At 59.5% G+C, this 16474-nt stretch carries 14 protein-coding genes and 1 pseudogene; 11 read left to right on the forward strand and 4 right to left on the reverse strand.

Annotation, left to right across the window (positions count from 1 at the left end; genetic code table 11):
- Positions 1 to 43 precede the first annotated feature (43 nt).
- On the reverse strand, positions 44 to 832 hold the full coding sequence (locus RC54_RS12365; RefSeq protein WP_156425828.1) for a hypothetical protein: 789 nt from the start codon (positions 830 to 832) through the stop codon (positions 44 to 46).
- Between the two features lie 471 nt (positions 833 to 1303).
- Between RC54_RS12365 and RC54_RS25865 the strand changes: the two genes are divergently transcribed.
- Positions 1304 to 1438: a hypothetical protein gene (locus RC54_RS25865; RefSeq protein ID WP_255220994.1), complete on the forward strand. Its 135-nt coding sequence runs from the start codon at positions 1304 to 1306 to the stop codon at positions 1436 to 1438.
- A gap of 9 nt (positions 1439 to 1447) precedes the next feature.
- On the opposite strand, the gene RC54_RS12375 is transcribed toward RC54_RS25865, so the two are convergent.
- Positions 1448 to 2341, reverse strand: coding sequence for a LysR family transcriptional regulator (locus RC54_RS12375; protein WP_061789605.1), 894 nt, complete (start codon positions 2339 to 2341; stop codon positions 1448 to 1450).
- Between the two features lie 161 nt (positions 2342 to 2502).
- Between RC54_RS12375 and RC54_RS12380 the strand changes: the two genes are divergently transcribed.
- Positions 2503 to 3306, forward strand: a complete 804-nt coding sequence (locus RC54_RS12380) for a methyltransferase domain-containing protein (protein ID WP_058895493.1) — start codon at positions 2503 to 2505, stop codon at positions 3304 to 3306.
- A 17-nt stretch (positions 3307 to 3323) separates the two neighbouring features.
- Here the strand turns inward: RC54_RS12380 and RC54_RS12385 are convergent, their stop codons facing one another.
- On the reverse strand, positions 3324 to 4145 hold the full coding sequence (locus RC54_RS12385) for a TrmB family transcriptional regulator (protein WP_061789604.1): 822 nt from the start codon (positions 4143 to 4145) through the stop codon (positions 3324 to 3326).
- Between the two features lie 115 nt (positions 4146 to 4260).
- Between RC54_RS12385 and RC54_RS12390 the strand changes: the two genes are divergently transcribed.
- The 3 genes and pseudogenes from RC54_RS12390 to RC54_RS12400 all read left to right on the forward strand — a co-directional run.
- Positions 4261 to 4626, forward strand: coding sequence for a RidA family protein (locus RC54_RS12390; protein WP_061789603.1), 366 nt, complete (start codon positions 4261 to 4263; stop codon positions 4624 to 4626).
- Positions 4623 to 5828, forward strand: a complete 1206-nt coding sequence (locus RC54_RS12395) for an MFS transporter (RefSeq protein ID WP_061789602.1) — start codon at positions 4623 to 4625, stop codon at positions 5826 to 5828. The genes RC54_RS12390 and RC54_RS12395 overlap by 4 nt, the downstream gene beginning before the upstream one ends.
- Positions 5829 to 5887: 59 nt before the next feature.
- Positions 5888 to 6036, forward strand: a pseudogene (locus RC54_RS12400) (transposase); the annotation flags it as partial.
- Positions 6037 to 6098: 62 nt separating this feature from the next.
- Here RC54_RS12400 and RC54_RS25240 read toward each other — a convergent pair.
- Complete coding sequence (locus RC54_RS25240) at positions 6099 to 6263, reverse strand: hypothetical protein (RefSeq protein WP_164471175.1); 165 nt, start codon at positions 6261 to 6263, stop codon at positions 6099 to 6101.
- Between the two features lie 519 nt (positions 6264 to 6782).
- Here RC54_RS25240 and tssC point away from each other — a divergent pair.
- From tssC to RC54_RS25870, 6 genes are all read left to right on the forward strand, one after another.
- On the forward strand, positions 6783 to 9392 hold the full coding sequence (tssC, locus tag RC54_RS25625; RefSeq protein WP_061789601.1) for a type VI secretion system contractile sheath large subunit: 2610 nt from the start codon (positions 6783 to 6785) through the stop codon (positions 9390 to 9392).
- Positions 9393 to 9460: 68 nt separating this feature from the next.
- Entirely contained in the window at positions 9461 to 10033 is a 573-nt protein-coding gene (locus RC54_RS12415; RefSeq protein ID WP_058895498.1) for a type VI secretion system tube protein Hcp, read from the forward strand.
- Between the two features lie 52 nt (positions 10034 to 10085).
- On the forward strand, positions 10086 to 10469 hold the full coding sequence (locus RC54_RS12420) for a GPW/gp25 family protein (protein ID WP_058895499.1): 384 nt from the start codon (positions 10086 to 10088) through the stop codon (positions 10467 to 10469).
- A gap of 64 nt (positions 10470 to 10533) precedes the next feature.
- On the forward strand, positions 10534 to 12360 hold the full coding sequence (gene tssF, locus RC54_RS12425; RefSeq protein WP_058895500.1) for a type VI secretion system baseplate subunit TssF: 1827 nt from the start codon (positions 10534 to 10536) through the stop codon (positions 12358 to 12360).
- Positions 12324 to 13409, forward strand: a complete 1086-nt coding sequence (tssG, locus tag RC54_RS12430; protein ID WP_058895501.1) for a type VI secretion system baseplate subunit TssG — start codon at positions 12324 to 12326, stop codon at positions 13407 to 13409. The genes tssF and tssG overlap by 37 nt, the downstream gene beginning before the upstream one ends.
- Complete coding sequence (locus RC54_RS25870; protein WP_058895502.1) at positions 13406 to 16474, forward strand: contractile injection system protein, VgrG/Pvc8 family; 3069 nt, start codon at positions 13406 to 13408, stop codon at positions 16472 to 16474. The genes tssG and RC54_RS25870 overlap by 4 nt, the downstream gene beginning before the upstream one ends.

Below are 16474 nucleotides of genomic sequence, written 5' to 3' on the forward strand. Positions count from 1 at the left end.
CAGCGACGATGCTCGACCAGATCGAACGGAGAAGCTGTTTAGACTATGAATATCTGGTGCCCGGGAACCGGACATCGATATTTCCTTTGACAACCTTTAGACCAAAGGTCTCTGGAATAAATAGGCCATATTTTTTACGTATTAGCTTACTCGGCATATAAAAGAGCGCCTGATAGGTAAATTCACGACCGGCAATCTTAGCCACGGAACGGTTCTCTAGTAGATCTGCTACAGGAGCCGAGACATATCCGACCTTAATTCCCAGTTGAGATAAGGCCTCCAGAAACTCTTTAAGGAAATCACCCTTACCATTACGGCAGCTTTGGAGCTTGATCACGCCTACCTCTTTCAACCCTGCCCTCTTTAGTTTGCAAGCGAGGATAAACGGCCCGTCGCCTTCGAACCCAAACATATCCCCATGGCCGTGCAAATCAAGCCGGCAAGTACGATCGAGCCTACCCAGGGAGCCATTGCGCAATTGCTCCCCGAATTCCGAACAGTGAGATGTTTCCTCCAGTTCGAAGCGGTTTGACTTTGGGACATTATGGGCCCTCGCATTAATCACGCCGCCGTCTCGTACTAGGCGATCGCTCATGCTCGATATAACAAATCGCTTCTCTGGCGCCCATGTGTGGCGGCCTATGTGTAGCATTGATCGCAATTTGGCGGCAATGCTCTTTCCTGTAATTTCATGTGGATGAAAACGTTCAGATTTCGTATTGTCCGGGGAGGGAGAAACTGACGAATCGTCGTCACCGCTTGTTGGCGGTTCACTTTCAAGCACATTAGAAATATGCTCACTGGAAGAAATGGGATTCGACTTGGAGATCATGATGTTGCCTCTGGTAGGTCTACGCTAGCTAAATCTATCAACTGTTACCAGCAGCTAGGTAACGAACAATAGGTGAGGGTTCCATCTGATCAGCCTATGCCTGCTAGATTATGACGCTTGCAAGCACTAATTCTCTCGGTGCGGTGCTAGGCCCCAGAGAAAATGTGATTAATTGATCGTGTTTTCTTTGCTGAGCTTATTTTGCGCAGCCTTATTCCTGGTCTATGAAGGGTTTATCCATATTTTCAGGAGTTCTAGGAGTTCTAATGCGTATCATCAAGACCGTTGTTGCTGCTGTTTTGTTGGTCAGTTTCGCATCCTCTGTGTTTGTTGAGCCTAGCTTGGGCTAGTGGTCAACTTTACAGCAGAGCTTGCGACAGCAGCGGCGACTGCCAGTAATGCATCTAGCGAGTAAAAAGCCCCGAATTTATGCGCGGCTTTTCGTTATTGGCTGAAATTGTCCTGCCGATCATGTCCGCCTCCCATTCCCTGGCCACCGATGCGGTCTTTGTCGGCACCGCCCTGATTGCCTCCTGCACGTTCGCCTTCAGTTACGGTATGCGCTTGCTGGAGCGTGCACTAGTTCTCTGGAAGGGCAAGAGCTGACACTTATTCTCAGCTATTACTTTCTTGTTCCCGGATCATGTCGTAGAGCGCCTGAGCTGCCGGCGACAGATGGGCAGCCTTGCGCGTGATCAGAACAAGAGTGCGGGAAACGACAGGGTCGACCAGTTCTATCATTCGCACATTGGGATAGGCACCTTCCTGCACGGCCAGCTTCGGTACGACAGCCACCCCCACACCTTGGGCAACCAATCCCACAGCTGTCGAACTACGCTGCACTTCGTAGAAGGAACGCAAGACGAAGCCATTGGCTTTCAGTGCCGGATCAAGCAAGGCCCGATTGCCGCTCACCTCGCCCGCAAAGATCAGTGGATAGGACTGCAGTTGCATCCAGGCGATGCGGCGCCGTCTGGCCAGCGGATGATCTTTATGGCAAATCAGTACATACCTGTCTTCGGTCAGCGCCATGCTGACGAGCTCGGGATGATGTTCTCGCGCAATATTGATGCCGAATTCCACCTCTCGACGTAGCACAGCCTCCGCTACAGCCGATGAGGCGTGATCAAGGATCTTGATGCGGTTGTGCGGATAACGCGCAGAATACGCTTGCATGATACGCGGCAGGTACTGCACACCTACGGTGGGTACGCAGGCAATCGAGACGTCTCCACGTCGAGCAATACCCGTCTCTCGAATCTCCACGAGAGCCTCGGCCAGTTCGGCAAGGAGTCGCCGCGCCTGAGGAAGGAAGTCTTGTCCGATCGCCGTGAGCGCGATGGAACGTGTAGTGCGCTCTATCAACGTTACGCCCAGAAAATCCTCCAACTTGCGCAAACGCAACGTCACTGCCGTTTGTGTCACATGCAATGCACCGGCAGCCCCCTGAAAGCTGCCTTGATCGGCAATCGCGACAAACGCCTGCACACCGAGGATGTCTATTTTCATGAGGAAAACTTATTAATCTTCGAAATAATTTCATTTTACTGCTTCTCCTGAAGCGCTCAAGATCCAAGCCAGCCGGGAGGGCATTTGCGGGCTAGCCGCGGCAAGCCTATCCAGTGTTCGTAGAAACCGACTTGAATCCGAAAACCACACAGGAGCCCCCCATGCCAGATTCTCAAGACACACAACAACCCCAGGTTCAATGGGATGCCGCCCAGTATTTGCGTTTCGGCGGCGAACGCCTGCGCCCCGCGCTGGACTTGATGTTGCATCTGCCAACTCAGACAGCCGCGCGCATCCTCGACCTTGGTTGCGGTGCCGGCAACCTGAGCGCCATACTGCAGCAGCGCTGGCCAGAGGCCGAGGTGCTCGGTGTGGATGGTTCCGAGGACATGTTGGCCAAGGCGCGCGTGAGCGTGCCCCAGGTCCGCTTCGTCGCAGCCGATTTGAATCACTGGGTCCCGGAGCACAAGCTGGACCTGATCTACACCAATGCGACCTTGCAGTGGCTGCCCGATCACGCGCAACTGTTTCCGCGGCTACTCTCCTTCCTCAATCCTGGTGGTTGCCTGGCAGTACAGATGCCGGTGATGCACGACGCGCCGTTGCGGCTGGCACAGGTGGAGCTGGCACGCTCACCCGCGTATGCCGGTGTGTTGGGCGAAGTGTCGGAGCGGCGCAATGTACTGGATATGGGCAGCTATTACGACCTGCTGCGGCCACAGGTGGCCACACTGGACATTTGGCAGACGACCTACCTGCATATCCTCCAGGGAGCGGACCCGGTACTGCAATGGGCCAGCGGCAGCAGCCTGCGCCCCTATTTGGAAAAAATGGAGGGCGAGCAACTGCAGGCGTTCCGGGCTGATTATGCGCGGCGTATGCAACGGGCTTACCCACCACGCGCTGATGGCAGCACCTTGCTACCGTTCCAGCGCATGTTCATCATGCTGACCTTGCCGAGCTGAGTTCCCAGGAACTGCCTTTAAAGCTTGGCCGGCGCAACCGGCTCAAGCATGGCGCGCATGGCCGGCGTTGCCAGCAACTTCTTATAGCTGGCAGCAGACATCGCATCGATCATCAGACGACCACTGACATCGGCCTTGATGTACTCGACGGCCAGTAGCGCAATGACTGGATTGGTGGTCAAGGTGGCCTGGTCGGGGCTGCTATCGCCGAACTCGGCCACCACGGCAGACTCATCATCTGCCACCAGCACCGCCAGGCGCCGCCCGGCCAGGCGCAGTCTCGCGCTGGCGCCGCATTCGGCCATGTCGTAGGTCTGCGGGCCGGTCAACGTCCCCTTGCCATAGATGGCCACATGGGTGTCCACCCCTCTGGCACTGGCCGCTTCAAGCAGTGGCCCCAACTCATCAAGTTCTTCATCCCAAATACCGGCGAACAGGCTTTTTTGCGCACTCGATATCGAATGCGCAAAGGCCTGGACGATTGCCTTGGTGCCGCTAAGCGACCAGACCAATCCGGGCTCCTGTTGTACCGGCAGGCGATCCAGGGCGGCAGCGGCTGATTCAATATCAGCATTGAAACGTGAGCGCAGCTCTGCCAACAGCGCAGTATGCGGCACAGCGCTATACCGCACAGGCTCGGAGCGGTTCACGAGGACCGCCCCGCGCGTTTCCAGACGGGTCAGTGTTTCATACACCTTGGAGGGTGGCATCGAGGCTCGACGACCGACTTCAGCGCCGGTCAAGGCGGCCTGCCCCACCAGGGCGGTGTATGCCTGCGCTTCGTACTGGGTGAATCCCAGTCGCGTCATCGCGGCGATCAATTCGTTTTCTGTCGTCATGCCTGACTCTATTTTTGTATCCAAGGGATTGACTAACTACTCAGGTAGTATACGATTCCTCATAACTACTACTCAAGTAGTTAATATTGGATCAATCACATGAAGGATCAGACAAATGCGTCAACTCATCAGCACAGGTTCTCCCTGGGAGCCCAAAGTCGGGTACTCACGGGCGGTGATCGTGAACGATACGATCTATATTTCAGGAACGGCCGGGAAAGGCCCGGACGTCTACACGCAGACCAGAGATGCGCTCGCCACGGTCGAGAAGGTACTCACCGACCATGGTTTCCAGTTGTCTGATGTGGTGCAGAGTCGCCTGGTCGTCTCCGACTTCGCGCACTGGGAAGACGCGGCGCGGGCGCATGGCGAGGTCTACGGCAGTATCCGGCCTGCTTTTTCACTGGTCCATGCCTTGCCCTTCGTCGATGACGCGATCCTGGCAGAGGTGGAGGCCATTGCTGTCAGAGTCGACAAGTGAAGTCGCAGACTGATCAGCACGTCCGGCTCTCGGGCCGCGCACTGGCGGTGCTGTCGGTGGCCGCCGGCAGCGCCATTGCCAACAACTACGCCATGCAACCGGCGCTGTCGCTCATCGCTGCGGACTTTGGCGTTCCGGTGGCACCGATGACGGCCTTGGCATCCGCGGCCATCATCGGCTATCTGCTCGGCCTGGTGCTGCTGGTTCCGCTGACGGACAAGTTGAGCCCGCGCGTGCTGATTCCGGGACAGTTGTTCGCGCTTGCATGTGCGTTGCTGCTTGCCGCTTGGGCCGCAAGTCCAGAGGTACTGATTGGTTGCTTTGTTCTGATCGGCGCGACAACGACGGTGGCTGCGCAAAGCAGTGCCGTGGTCGGCAAGTACGCCCACGCTCAGCACCGAGCCCTTAGCATGGCGACGATTTCGGCGGGCATATCGGCAGGAATATTGTTGAGTCGATTCGTCGGTGGCGTACTGGCACAGTGGTGGGGCTGGCGAGGCGCGCTGTTGGCCTTTGCCGCCTTCGCCGCTGTGTCAGCCCTTTGCGTGCTTCCGTTATTGCCGACGCAAGGTCCAGATGCGCAAAGCGGATACTTTTCGAACTTGCGCAGTATGCCGATACTGATGAAGACATCGAGGGAACTGCGCTTGCGCATCTACGCAGGGATGCTGTGGTTCTTCGCTTTCAATCTGATCTGGGTCGGCCTGGTCGTGCGCCTGGCGGCGCCTCCCTTTAACCTGGATGCGGCGCACATTGGACTCTATAGCCTTGCCGGACTGATGGGCCTGCTCATGACGCGCGTGGCCGGGCGTCTGGCAGACCGCTTTGGTCATCGGCGGGTGGTTGTCAGTGGTCTGATTTCTGCCTTTTTTGCCGCGATTGGATTGGCGCTGGTACTTGGGCATCCTGCCGCCATCGCAGTCGCGCTGGCGGTGTTCGACGCCGGCTGTTTCACCGCACAGGTCGCCAACCAGGCAGGTGTAGTCGCGATCGAGCCGTCGCGCGCAGGGGTGTTGAATTCGGCTTACCTGTTTTTCTATTACGTTGCTGGCACCATTGGCGCTGCCCTGGCGGGCGTCATCGTCGGCAGTGCCGGCTGGGAGGTGCTTGCCTTATTGGCTGCGGTTGCCACAGCCAGCGCGGCGATCATCAGCTTGTTGTCCCCGCCCGGGGCTACAACAGCGGGCGGCCGGCAAGCTTGACTTAGAGGCAGTTGCAAAATTAAATTTCGGGGCTGTTAACTTCCGCGATTTGATCGATGCTCGCGAAAATCGGCGCGTCCATGGCAGCGGGCTTGGTAAAACCCGTTGGTCAGTCGAACGTTCGATTGCCAGGCTGCATTCGTTTCGGCGCCTGAAGATTCGTTATGAACGCCATGCTCATATCCACGAAGTCTTTTTGTCATCGGCGATGTCTTTCATCTTGCTGATGGATCGCTCCCGTTTGGCATCGACCAAGCCGAACAAGTGTACTCACTCAGCGCGCCGCAAACGCCAGATCACGCGCGCGCCCATCTTCAGGCTCTGCAACAGGCCTTCCGTCTCCAACTGAGCCAGCGCGACCACGGTGATCTCCAGCGATTCAGGCTGGCCCGGCCACATGATCCACCATTGATGGATGCCTTCAGCCGTGTCCATGCTGTGCGGACGCGCCTGTAGATATCGCGTGATCTCGCTTTTGGCAAATTGGTGTAATTCGTTATCCATGCGGACAGGCTGACTTTAGAAAAGGCGCATCCAGGTGAGCACCGAAGTAAAACTCCGGCCACATGGCGTACCGGAGACAGCCGCAGATTAGCACAAGGATCACTGCCACTTCGTTACTTTTTTACTTCCTCCACAGTGGGTATTTTTCTCGCTCCACAGGGTGAATTCCTACCCCCTCCCGAACCCGCCATCGGCCTGACCGATGGTTCCGCGGAGGCCGGTTTCCAGGGGGGAAATACACCCATCCCGGGCAAAGATAAAAATAATAAATCGTTGAATATCAATAACTTGGTCATGAACATCGTGTTGGCACGCCAATTGCAATACTGTCCGCTGTACGAATCCGGCATCAGGCGTTGTTGGGGCAGACGATGCGGGAAGCAGAACGAGCACACGGCACATCCAGGGTGTTATTTAATTCAATCGGCGACTTCGAGGCGAGGCTACGAAATGACAGAAAGCATTCAGCAAAAACTACTGCGGGTAAGGCCACCAAGGGTGAAGATCACCTACGACGTGGAAACTGGTGGCGCCATGGAAAAACAGGAGTTGCCGTTCATCGTGGGGATCTTTGCCGATCTCTCAGGTGACCGCGATCCCGCGGACACTCTGGCCTCCCGGCCACTGAAAGAACGCCAGATGACCGACATCGATCGTGACAATTTCAACGCAATCATGAAGTCGATCGGACCGCGCGTGGATCTGACCAAGGTGCCCAAGGACGTGCCTGCGGCCGCATCGCTGCTGGGGACGCCGGGCGACAAGCAGATCGTCTTCGAGAGCCTCGATGATTTCGAGCCGATGCAGATCATCCGCAAGCTGCCCTCGCTGAATGACCTGTACCAGTCACGCGGCCTGATCCGCAGCTTGCAGGCGAAATACGAAGCCGATGACGAAACCGCTCACCATCTGGATGCCCTGCTGCAGAACGAAGACCCGACCACGCAGGCATCCACGTTCAAGCTGATGGGCAAGTTCGATGCCGTCGCTGAAACCGAGCGCCCGGCACTGCGTCACGCGCTGTTCGGTCTGTTCGACACGGTCAATCAAGGTGCGGATGCCGACAAGGCCAAGGTCTATCCGACCTGGTCCCTGATGGCGGTGGCCGATGCGGCCGAGAAGGACAAGGACAAGCTGGCCAAGCTGGTTGCCGCTGCCGACCCCAAGGCGGTCGCACTGTCCCAAGCGCTTGCGGCAAAGGATACGACCGACAATCGGGTCAAGGCCAAGCTGCTGGTCGAACAGTTGCAACTGCCTGGCGCGCCGGCAGCCGATGCCACCGAGGAGGTAAAGGCTCCCTTCACCAAGCGCGATAAACTGCTCGCCCAGCTCGGTTTCGATCCGGTGACGGCAGACAAGACACTTGACCAGTCAGTGATTGACATCAAGTCGGCCACTCTGGCCAGCGGCATGAACCTGCCGGCAGGCGACCCGCTCTGGCGCAAGCCGCTGATGCTGCTCGGCCTGAGCATGCCGGACGATGACGCGCGTGACGCCTTCCTGCATTTTGCAGATTACCTGCAAGCGCTCGCCGCCACCGGTCCCAGTGCAGAACAACTGGCGATGGTAGCCGCGGTAGCGCCGCTGCTGCAGACGGACGCGGCCAGAGTGTTGCTGTGGCTGCACCACTACGCTAGCCAGGTCGCCGACCTGATGAAGGAGGAGCAGCAATTGCAAGGGCTGATGGCGGCACAGAAGCGCGGTTCGGCAGCAGTGATCGATGAACTGGTTGCGCGCATCGACCAGTTGCTCAGCATCGCGCTGACCGCCGTGCTGCACTGCGCTGGCTTCAAGCGCATGGAAGCCACTTGGCGTGGCCTGGCGCACCTGGTGTTTAACACCGAGACCAGCACCAAGCTCAAGCTGCGGGTGTTCAACGCCACCCAGGACGAGCTGATCAAGGACATGAGCAAGGCCGTCGAATTCGACCAGAGCGCTCTGTTCAAGCTGATCTACGAAGCCGAATACGGCACCTACGGCGGCTTCCCCTACAGCCTGTTGATCGGCGACTACGAGCTGGGCGCCGACGCCGCCGACATCGAATTCCTGAAGAAGATGTCGGAAGTCGCGGCCTCCGCACATGCCCCTTTCATCGCCGCCGCCTCGACCGCCATGTTCGGCCTGTCCGGTTTCGACAAGCTGGACAAGCCGCGCGACTTGGCCAAGATCTTCGAGAATGCCGAACTGACGGCATGGCGCGAGTTCCGCGAGATGGAAGATTCGCGTTACGTCACGCTGGTGCTGCCACGCGTGTTGCTGCGTCTGCCGTATGGTAAGGCCGAGAAGCGCAATACCACGCCCTGCGAAGGTATCAATTTCGAAGAGGACGTCAGCGGTGCCAACCTGCGTCCTTATCTGAACGCCAAAGGCGAGATCACCGGCTATCCTAAGCCGGACAACCAGAGCTTCCTGTGGGGCAACGCCGCCTTCGTACTGGCCGAACGTATCACCAATGCCTTTGCCCTGTACAACTGGACTGCCGCCATTCGCGGCGTGGAAGGCGGCGGTCTGGTGGAAAATCTGCCGCTCTATACCTACACCTCGGATTCCGGCAGCAGCGAACTGTTCTGCCCGATCGAAGTGTCGATCACCGATCGCCGTGAAAAGGAATTGAACGACCTAGGCTTCATTTCCCTGATCCACTGCAAGGGCTCCGGCCACGCTGCCTTCTTCGGCGGCCAGACCACCAATCTTCCCAAGAAGTATTTCTCGGACAGCGCCAATGCCAATGCCAAGATCTCATCGATGCTGCCTTATATTCTGGCCGCATCCCGCTTCGCGCATTACATCAAGGTCATCATGCGCAGCAAGATCGGCAGCTTCATGACGCGCGAGAACGTCGAGTCCTTCCTCAATAACTGGATTACCAATTACGTTCTGCTCGACGATAACGCCGCCCAGAATGCCAAGGCCGCCTTTCCGTTGCGCGAAGCGTCGGTGGTGGTAACCGATGTCCCGGGACAACCGGGCGCCTATCGCGCCACGGTCTTCCTGAAGCCGCACTTCCAGTTGGAAGAGCTGACGACCTCAATCCGGCTGGTCGCGGACCTGCCTAGCTAAGTCAGGCAACCGCCTATCGCCAATCACGTTACCCGCACTATCCGATTTTCACCGATACAGGAACAGACATGGATCTGATTTTATTGCAGCCTGGCGACAGCACCGTGCTGGCCGGCGCCTCCAACTGGACGACCGCCCAGAGCAGCCAGATTGCCTCGTGGCCGAGCGGCACTGCCGGCCTGCCGACCGCCCCCTGCTTCGAAATGACCTCCGTACATTTCGGCATGAAACAGCAGATGACCACCGACGTCAGCAACAACGCCCGTACCTCGGGTCGTCCGGTCATCACCGATATCACCTGCGTCAAGTACATCGACAATGCCTCCACCCTGCTGTACGACCGCTGCCTGCGCGCCTATCCGCTGGGTACCAGCGCCAAGTGCACGTCGATCTTCCTGCTGCGCAACTCCGGCGACCAACTGGCCTGCCTGATGAAGATCGACCTGTACAACGCCATGGTCAGCGAGATCCAGACACAGACGCATCCCAACGACATGCCGACCGAGCAGTTCAAGATCAATTTCACCGACATCATGTGGACCTACTATCCGCAGGCCAACGATACGTCGGTCGGCGGGATGCTGATGAAGGGCTGGAGCGTGCGTCAGAACCAAGCCTTGTCGGCGGCACCGACAGCGTAGGTCTCCAATGCAGCCGCTGCGACGCAATGCAGTTTGAGGATGGAGGTCAGTCATGCACTACCTGCTGGAACGACTGGCCAATCCGCCGCCGGCGGGGGCCGGACAATGCGGAATGGTCGATCTTCGCCCGCTGGTGGGGGCGCAGATTCAGCGCATCGTCAGTACCCATACGCTGGCCAGCAGGAACGGGACGAGCCTGCTCGAGACCGGCCTGCCGCACGTGGTCGAGCAAGGCGTGCAGGAACAACTGGCGCTGCAACGCTACGCCACGCAGCTGACACTGCTGATCCTGCGGCACGAGCCGCGTCTGCTGCAACCCCGCACCACCATTGTCGCGACTGGCCTGGCGCTGACGCCCTACCAGCTGTTGGTGACGGGATCTCTGGCCCCCGGGGCAGACCCGGAGCAGTTTTGCTTCGAGCTGCCGCTGCCATGAAAGCGCGATGGCATCACGCGGTGTCTCATTTGATCAACCCAGTATTGTCTTGCCCGATCCTGCGATGCACAGTGCCAATACCAAGCTGAAGGACTTCTACCATGCCGAGCTGACCTCGTTGCGCCAGGAAGGCATGGCATTTGCGCAGCAACATCCCGAACTGGCACACGCGCTGGGCCTGAACCCGCGCCAGGCACGCGATCCGCAGGTAGAGATGCTGATGCAGTCGTTCGCCTTCCTGACCGGACGCCTGCAATACCAGATGGAAATCGACCAGGCAGCATCGGCCAACGCCCTGCTGAATTCCCTCTATCCACATCTAGCCGCCCCGGTACCATCGATGCTGGTGGCGCAAATCAGCGTCAAGCCCAAGGGCAACGACCTGTCGCACGAACAGGTGCTGGAGCGTGGCCGCAACATCAGCACCCCAGCATTCAGTGCCGCTGGTCGGCGCATCGACTGCCGTTTTCGCACTGCCTACGAGACGCCATTGATGCCGTTCGAGGTGACGGCGATCCAGACGCAGTCGCTGAAAGCCTATCCCTGGCTGTGCGAGGATGGCAACGGTGACACCAAGAACAGCGCGGTCCTGCGCGTCTCGCTGCGCAGCAAGGGCGTTGCCAATCTGAAGGGCCGTGGCCGCCTGCGCTTCTTCCTCAATCCGACCGAACCCGGCGCCTACGACCTGTACGATCTGCTGGCGCTGCATCTGGACAGCATGGCCATTACCGTGCCGCAGACAAGCCAGACGCGCCGCCTGCCGGTCGAGCAATTCCGCTGGCTGGGCGAAGCCGACGACGAAGCCATGCTGCCCTGCAATCCGCAGACGCATCCCGGTTACCGGTTGCTGCAGGAGTATTTCTCCTTCCCGGAGAAGTTCATGTTCTTCGAAGTCAGTCAGATCGATTTCGGCGGCGTCTGCGACCAGTTCGATCTGCTGTTCCTGCTCGATAGCGAGCTCCAGGAATACAGCAGCTATCCGGCTCAGACGCTACGGCTGAACTGCGTGCCGCTGGTCAATCTGTATCCGCAACGACTGGATCCACTCAAGCTCGATCACAGCAAGTATGAGTATCATCTGCTGGGCGATCTGGAAAACCACCGCTATTGCGAGATCTATGCGATCGAGACGCTGGAGTCCAGCAGCCCCAGAAGCGGGACGCGCACCATCGCGCCCTACTTCGCCATTGACCAGTCGGATCGGCTGGAACAGCAAGACTATTTCTACACCACGCGGCGCGAGGCCAGCCAGGGTGTCGATATCGCGGGCAGCGAAATATTCATTTCCTTCCTCGACCAGCAATTCAACACGACACAGCTGGTCGATGAGGTCATCGGCGGCCGCGCCTTGTGTACCAACCGTCGCCTGCCGGAACAGCTCGATTGCGGCGCACCGTTGTACCTGGAGGGGCCAGGGGCAGTCAGCGCCATTACCGTCCTGAGCAAGCCGTCGCCGCACCAGAATCCGCCGATCATCGGTACCCGGCCGTGGGCACTGGTATCGCAACTAAGCCTGAATCACCTGTCGCTAGCCGACAGCCCGCTGGCACTCGGCGCACTCAAGGACATCCTGCGCCTGCACCTCGGCCCCAATGCAGGCCATGGCCTGCGCCAGATCGAAGGGTTGCAGGGGCTGCACTGCCATTCCATCATGCGCCACCGGCACATCGATGGCTGGCGCGGCTTCGTGCGAGGGCACGACGTGCGCCTGCAGATCGACCAGCATTGCTTCGAAGATGCCAGCGCCGTGCTGTTCTGCGCCGTGCTGCGCCATTTTTTCCGCTCCTACGCGACCGTCAACCAACTGGTTGAAGTCAGCCTGGAAATGAACAACCTCACCGGCGTGCAAAAACAATGGCAACCCTTGGCTGGCGCACAGGTAGTACTCTGAAGGAATTGCTGCTGGCACAATTCAGCCGCTTCGACAGCTTCCAGCTGTTGCGGCTGCTGCAATGGCCACCATCGGGTTCGCCGCAGGCTGCGCCAGTGCGCCTGCGGTTCCGTGCCGACCTGTCGGCCGGTTTCGGCGGGCACGAATTCAGTGCCCTGCGCCATGCCCCCGCGCCGGCCGCTGACGGCGCTGACGTCATCGACATCGACACGCCCAACTATTGCATCGCCAGTCTGATGGGCCCGCTGCCCGAACCCTTCACCGAATGGGTTCGGGATCTGAAGCGTGCGGGTTCGCCTGCGATGGCAGATTTCCTGGACATCTTCAACCAGCGCCTCAACGAGCTGCGCTTCCAGTTGAAAACTCGCCACACGTTGGGCCTGAACAACCAGCCGCCGGTACAGACGGAACATGCCGCGCAACTGGCCGCCATCATGGGCATGGGCCTGCCGCACTTGGCCGTGCAGATCCCCCTGCCGCAGCGTAGTTGGCTGGGTCTAGCCGGCTTGCTGGCCAATTGTCGCCGGAGTCAGGCAGCGCTGTCGCAGACTCTGAGCGTCTACATCGGCAGCAAGGTGCGGGTCGAGCCGCTGATCGGTGCCTGGCACGACATCGCACCGCAGGAACGGATGGCATTGGGGCGGCGCGGCAATGTGCTGGGTCGCAGCACGCTGCTCGGGCGGCGCGCCTGGGACCAGGCCGCGCGCGTGCGCCTGGTGATCGAGGGACTGGAATACACGCGCTTCTGCCAGTTATTGCCACCGGGGCACGCGCAGGCTGCGAATCCGTCCGAACGTGCGTGCCATTTCGGCTTAGTGGGCCTGCTGCGCCTGTTACTCAACGGCCTGCACGACTGCGAGGTCGAACTGCACGTACAGAGTGCATCGATACCGGCGGCGCGGCTGCAAGCGCGTGAGCAGGGCCGCCTGCGTCTGGGTTACAGCGCATGGCTGGGGCGCGGGGGCGGCGCGCCGCAAGCGGCACAGTCGTCGCCACCGGCGATGGCGCGTTACCTGATTCCCGCGTTCGCTACCACGGAGGCGCCATGAACGCCACGCTTCCCATCAGCCTGCAGCAGGTCAGCATCACGCCTGAGGCAACGGTCGTCGGCGGTGCACCCGCGCCATTCCTGCATGTGGCGATCTTCCTTCCGGCTTCTGCCGGGGCACCGGGGGGGATCCTCGGCGATGAGACCTTCCGCCTGGTCAGTTTCGACGGCCAGGAAAGTGCGTCCGCACTGTTCGAGTTCCAACTGGAACTGCATGCCAATACCGATACCAGCCTGACGCCACCCTATCTGGGCAGCACCGTGCCGCCGTTGCCAGCCGACGTGCAGCTGAGCATCGACGACTTGATCGGCCTGTCGGTGACGGTCGGCGTCAATTGCAGCTGCAATCTGGATGCCAGCGAGATATCGCAATACTTCGCGGCCGCCGTGCGCGGCGCACCACCGCCGGCCGGCAGCGCGGCGCTGGACGTCGCAACCGATCAGGTGCTGGCCTATTTCAACGGCATCATCACCGCCATCTCGATGGGCGACCAGGGCGTCTACTACGTCACGATGGGGCCGGCCCTGGCGCAGCTCCAACACATCAATGCCTACACCATCTACACCAACAGCAGCGTCATCGACACCATCGCCCGAGTGATGCAGGCCAGCGACGGCTTTCCCGTGCCGATCCGGATGCAGTCCACGGTGCGCACCGATGGCAGCAGCGTGGCTACCTCGCGTGTACAGGACTGGCTGCAGGGCGGCGAAAGCCACTACGATTTCATCGAACGCCTGGTGAAGAAGGCCAATCTCTGCTTCTATTTCCAGCATACGGCCACCGACCATACCGTGGTCTTCGCCGATATCAGCAATCTGTATTATCCCGCCGTCAACACGCCGATCACGGCGTTTCGCTATACCTTAACGGACATGTCGGAAGATGATCTGGACCAAGAAGATGTCATCACCGGCTACCGCTACCAGCGGGCGCTGAGCAGCAGCAGCATCAGCAGCAGCTTCACCCGGCAATACGCCAATTTCGAGGACGACTCGCCGACCGTGCCCCCGTTCTATCTGGCCAGTGCCGACACCGCGCCGGCACAGACGGTGGCGCTGCCGCTGTCCCTGTACAAGAACTATGATTTCGGCGATGTAGCCGACGAAGTCAGCAGTTATACCAATGCCGCCAATGCTGCCCTGGTGGCGGCCTCGGTCGAATTCTCGGGTAATGCGTTCTGCCCGCAATTCCGGGTCGGTCATCAGTTTCGCCTGGCAGACATCGCCAGCCAGAATGCCGGGCCACTGGCACCGGCCAACCCGACGCTGTTTCGCCCGTCCTTCGCCGGCAACAGCTTCGTGCTGACGCAGATCAAGCACCAGGCTCGCGCCGACGGCAAATACCAGAACAACTTTTCGTCCACCATTGTCAACGGCCTGATCGGCGGTTTCTCCATCGAACAGGCGCAACAGGAGACCTTGCTGGCCGTGGTGGTGGACACACCGGCCAACTGGCAATCGTTCACGCCCGACTATTTCCATCCGGAGACCGCCAGCTTCACCGCCAATGCGGGTGCCATGCTCTACCAGCCGTCCGGTGTGAACGTCGTGTTCGCCGCCGATCCATCCGGCACGCCGTTCTTCGTGAAGTTGTCGGCCAGTATGCAGACACTGCCAGAAGCCGGTGCCATTGTGGTGGTCAGCCGTGCCCAGAACGAATCGGAACTGCCCGAGATCCAGAACATCATCTCGGCCAGCGGCAGCAAATGCGCTACACCCTCGGGCTGGGAAGCCAGCTCGCGCGTCGGCAACAACTATTCCACCAGCTTCGGCGACAACCAGAGCTATTCCTTCGGCAAGAACTCGGTCATCACGGCAGCCGGCAGCGACGGCAATGCCACGTCCGTCTACAACACCGCGGTGGGTATCGTCTCTAGGCAGTACGGTACCGGCTTCTTCGGCAATGCAAGCTATGCGCAGGGCGCCAGCTACAACTATTCCGTGGCGGAAGGCCTGGCCGGCGCGACCACGCTCAACGCCAGCCAGCAGGAAACCCAGCTCGACGACATTGGCGCGACCACTGGTGGCGGTCCGGACGCAGCGGTCCAGCTCACCCCGACGCCGCCGGTACCTGGGGTCGTCGGACTGAGCCCGATTCCGACGACCGCATCGCTGACGCCACCTGCGCTGGACGATGCCATGAATTCGGCGCTGTCCACGGCGGATGTCAGCACGCCCGACCTCAGTGTGACCACCGTCGTGCCCATGGTGGCCAACAATCTGCTGCTTAACGTGTCGGAGTCCTATGGTTCCAGCTATACCCAGTCCTGGGCCAACGTGACGTCCTCCGTCGACAACGTCGGCACGACGTTCAACCAGAGCACGATAGGTACCAGCGTGGCCTGGAACACCATCAACAACGGCAGCAGCGCCGTCAGCAACAACCTGGGATCCAGCCTCAACGTCAACAGCATCGGTGGCCAGTCGACCAACGTCAATACCTTCCATGGTGACAACATCAGTCTCAACACCATGCTGGGCGACAACACTGACGTCAGCGTGACGGTGGGCGATACCCGCACTTTCACGAAGCAGCAAGGCAAGATCAACACCAGCACCATCCAGACCGGCGACATCATCAATACCACGACCCAGGGCGGCGCGGTGACCACCACCAACACCGTTGGCGGTGTGGTCACCAACACCAACAGCTACTTGGCCGCCGTGTTCGACACCAGCACCTATGCCGGTGCCGTCACCAGTGCCAGCACCCACCTAGGCATCTACAGCAATGCCGATACCAAACTCGGGCTGGTGACCTCGATGACCACCTATGGCGGAATGGTGACCGACATCACCAACGCACTGGTGGCCCGATCCATCATTCAGAACGGCGCGGCCGATAACGTCGTGAAGGAGTTCGCTTCAAAGAGCGAGAGCGACTCCAGCGCCAGCTCGATCGAAAACGAGACATCGGCATCGAAGGTCATCATCCGCGAGTACGGGGCCATCGACAAGACTGAGGTCAGCGGCGGTGGTACCCGTACACGGTCCGAACCTGGCGTGCTCGCGACCTATATCGGTGGTGTGGTCAACCACATCAACGAAATGACGACCTTCCTGTGA

The sequence above is a fragment of the Herbaspirillum rubrisubalbicans genome (genome assembly GCF_003719195.1).
GTDB classification, from domain to species: domain Bacteria; phylum Pseudomonadota; class Gammaproteobacteria; order Burkholderiales; family Burkholderiaceae_D; genus Herbaspirillum; species Herbaspirillum rubrisubalbicans.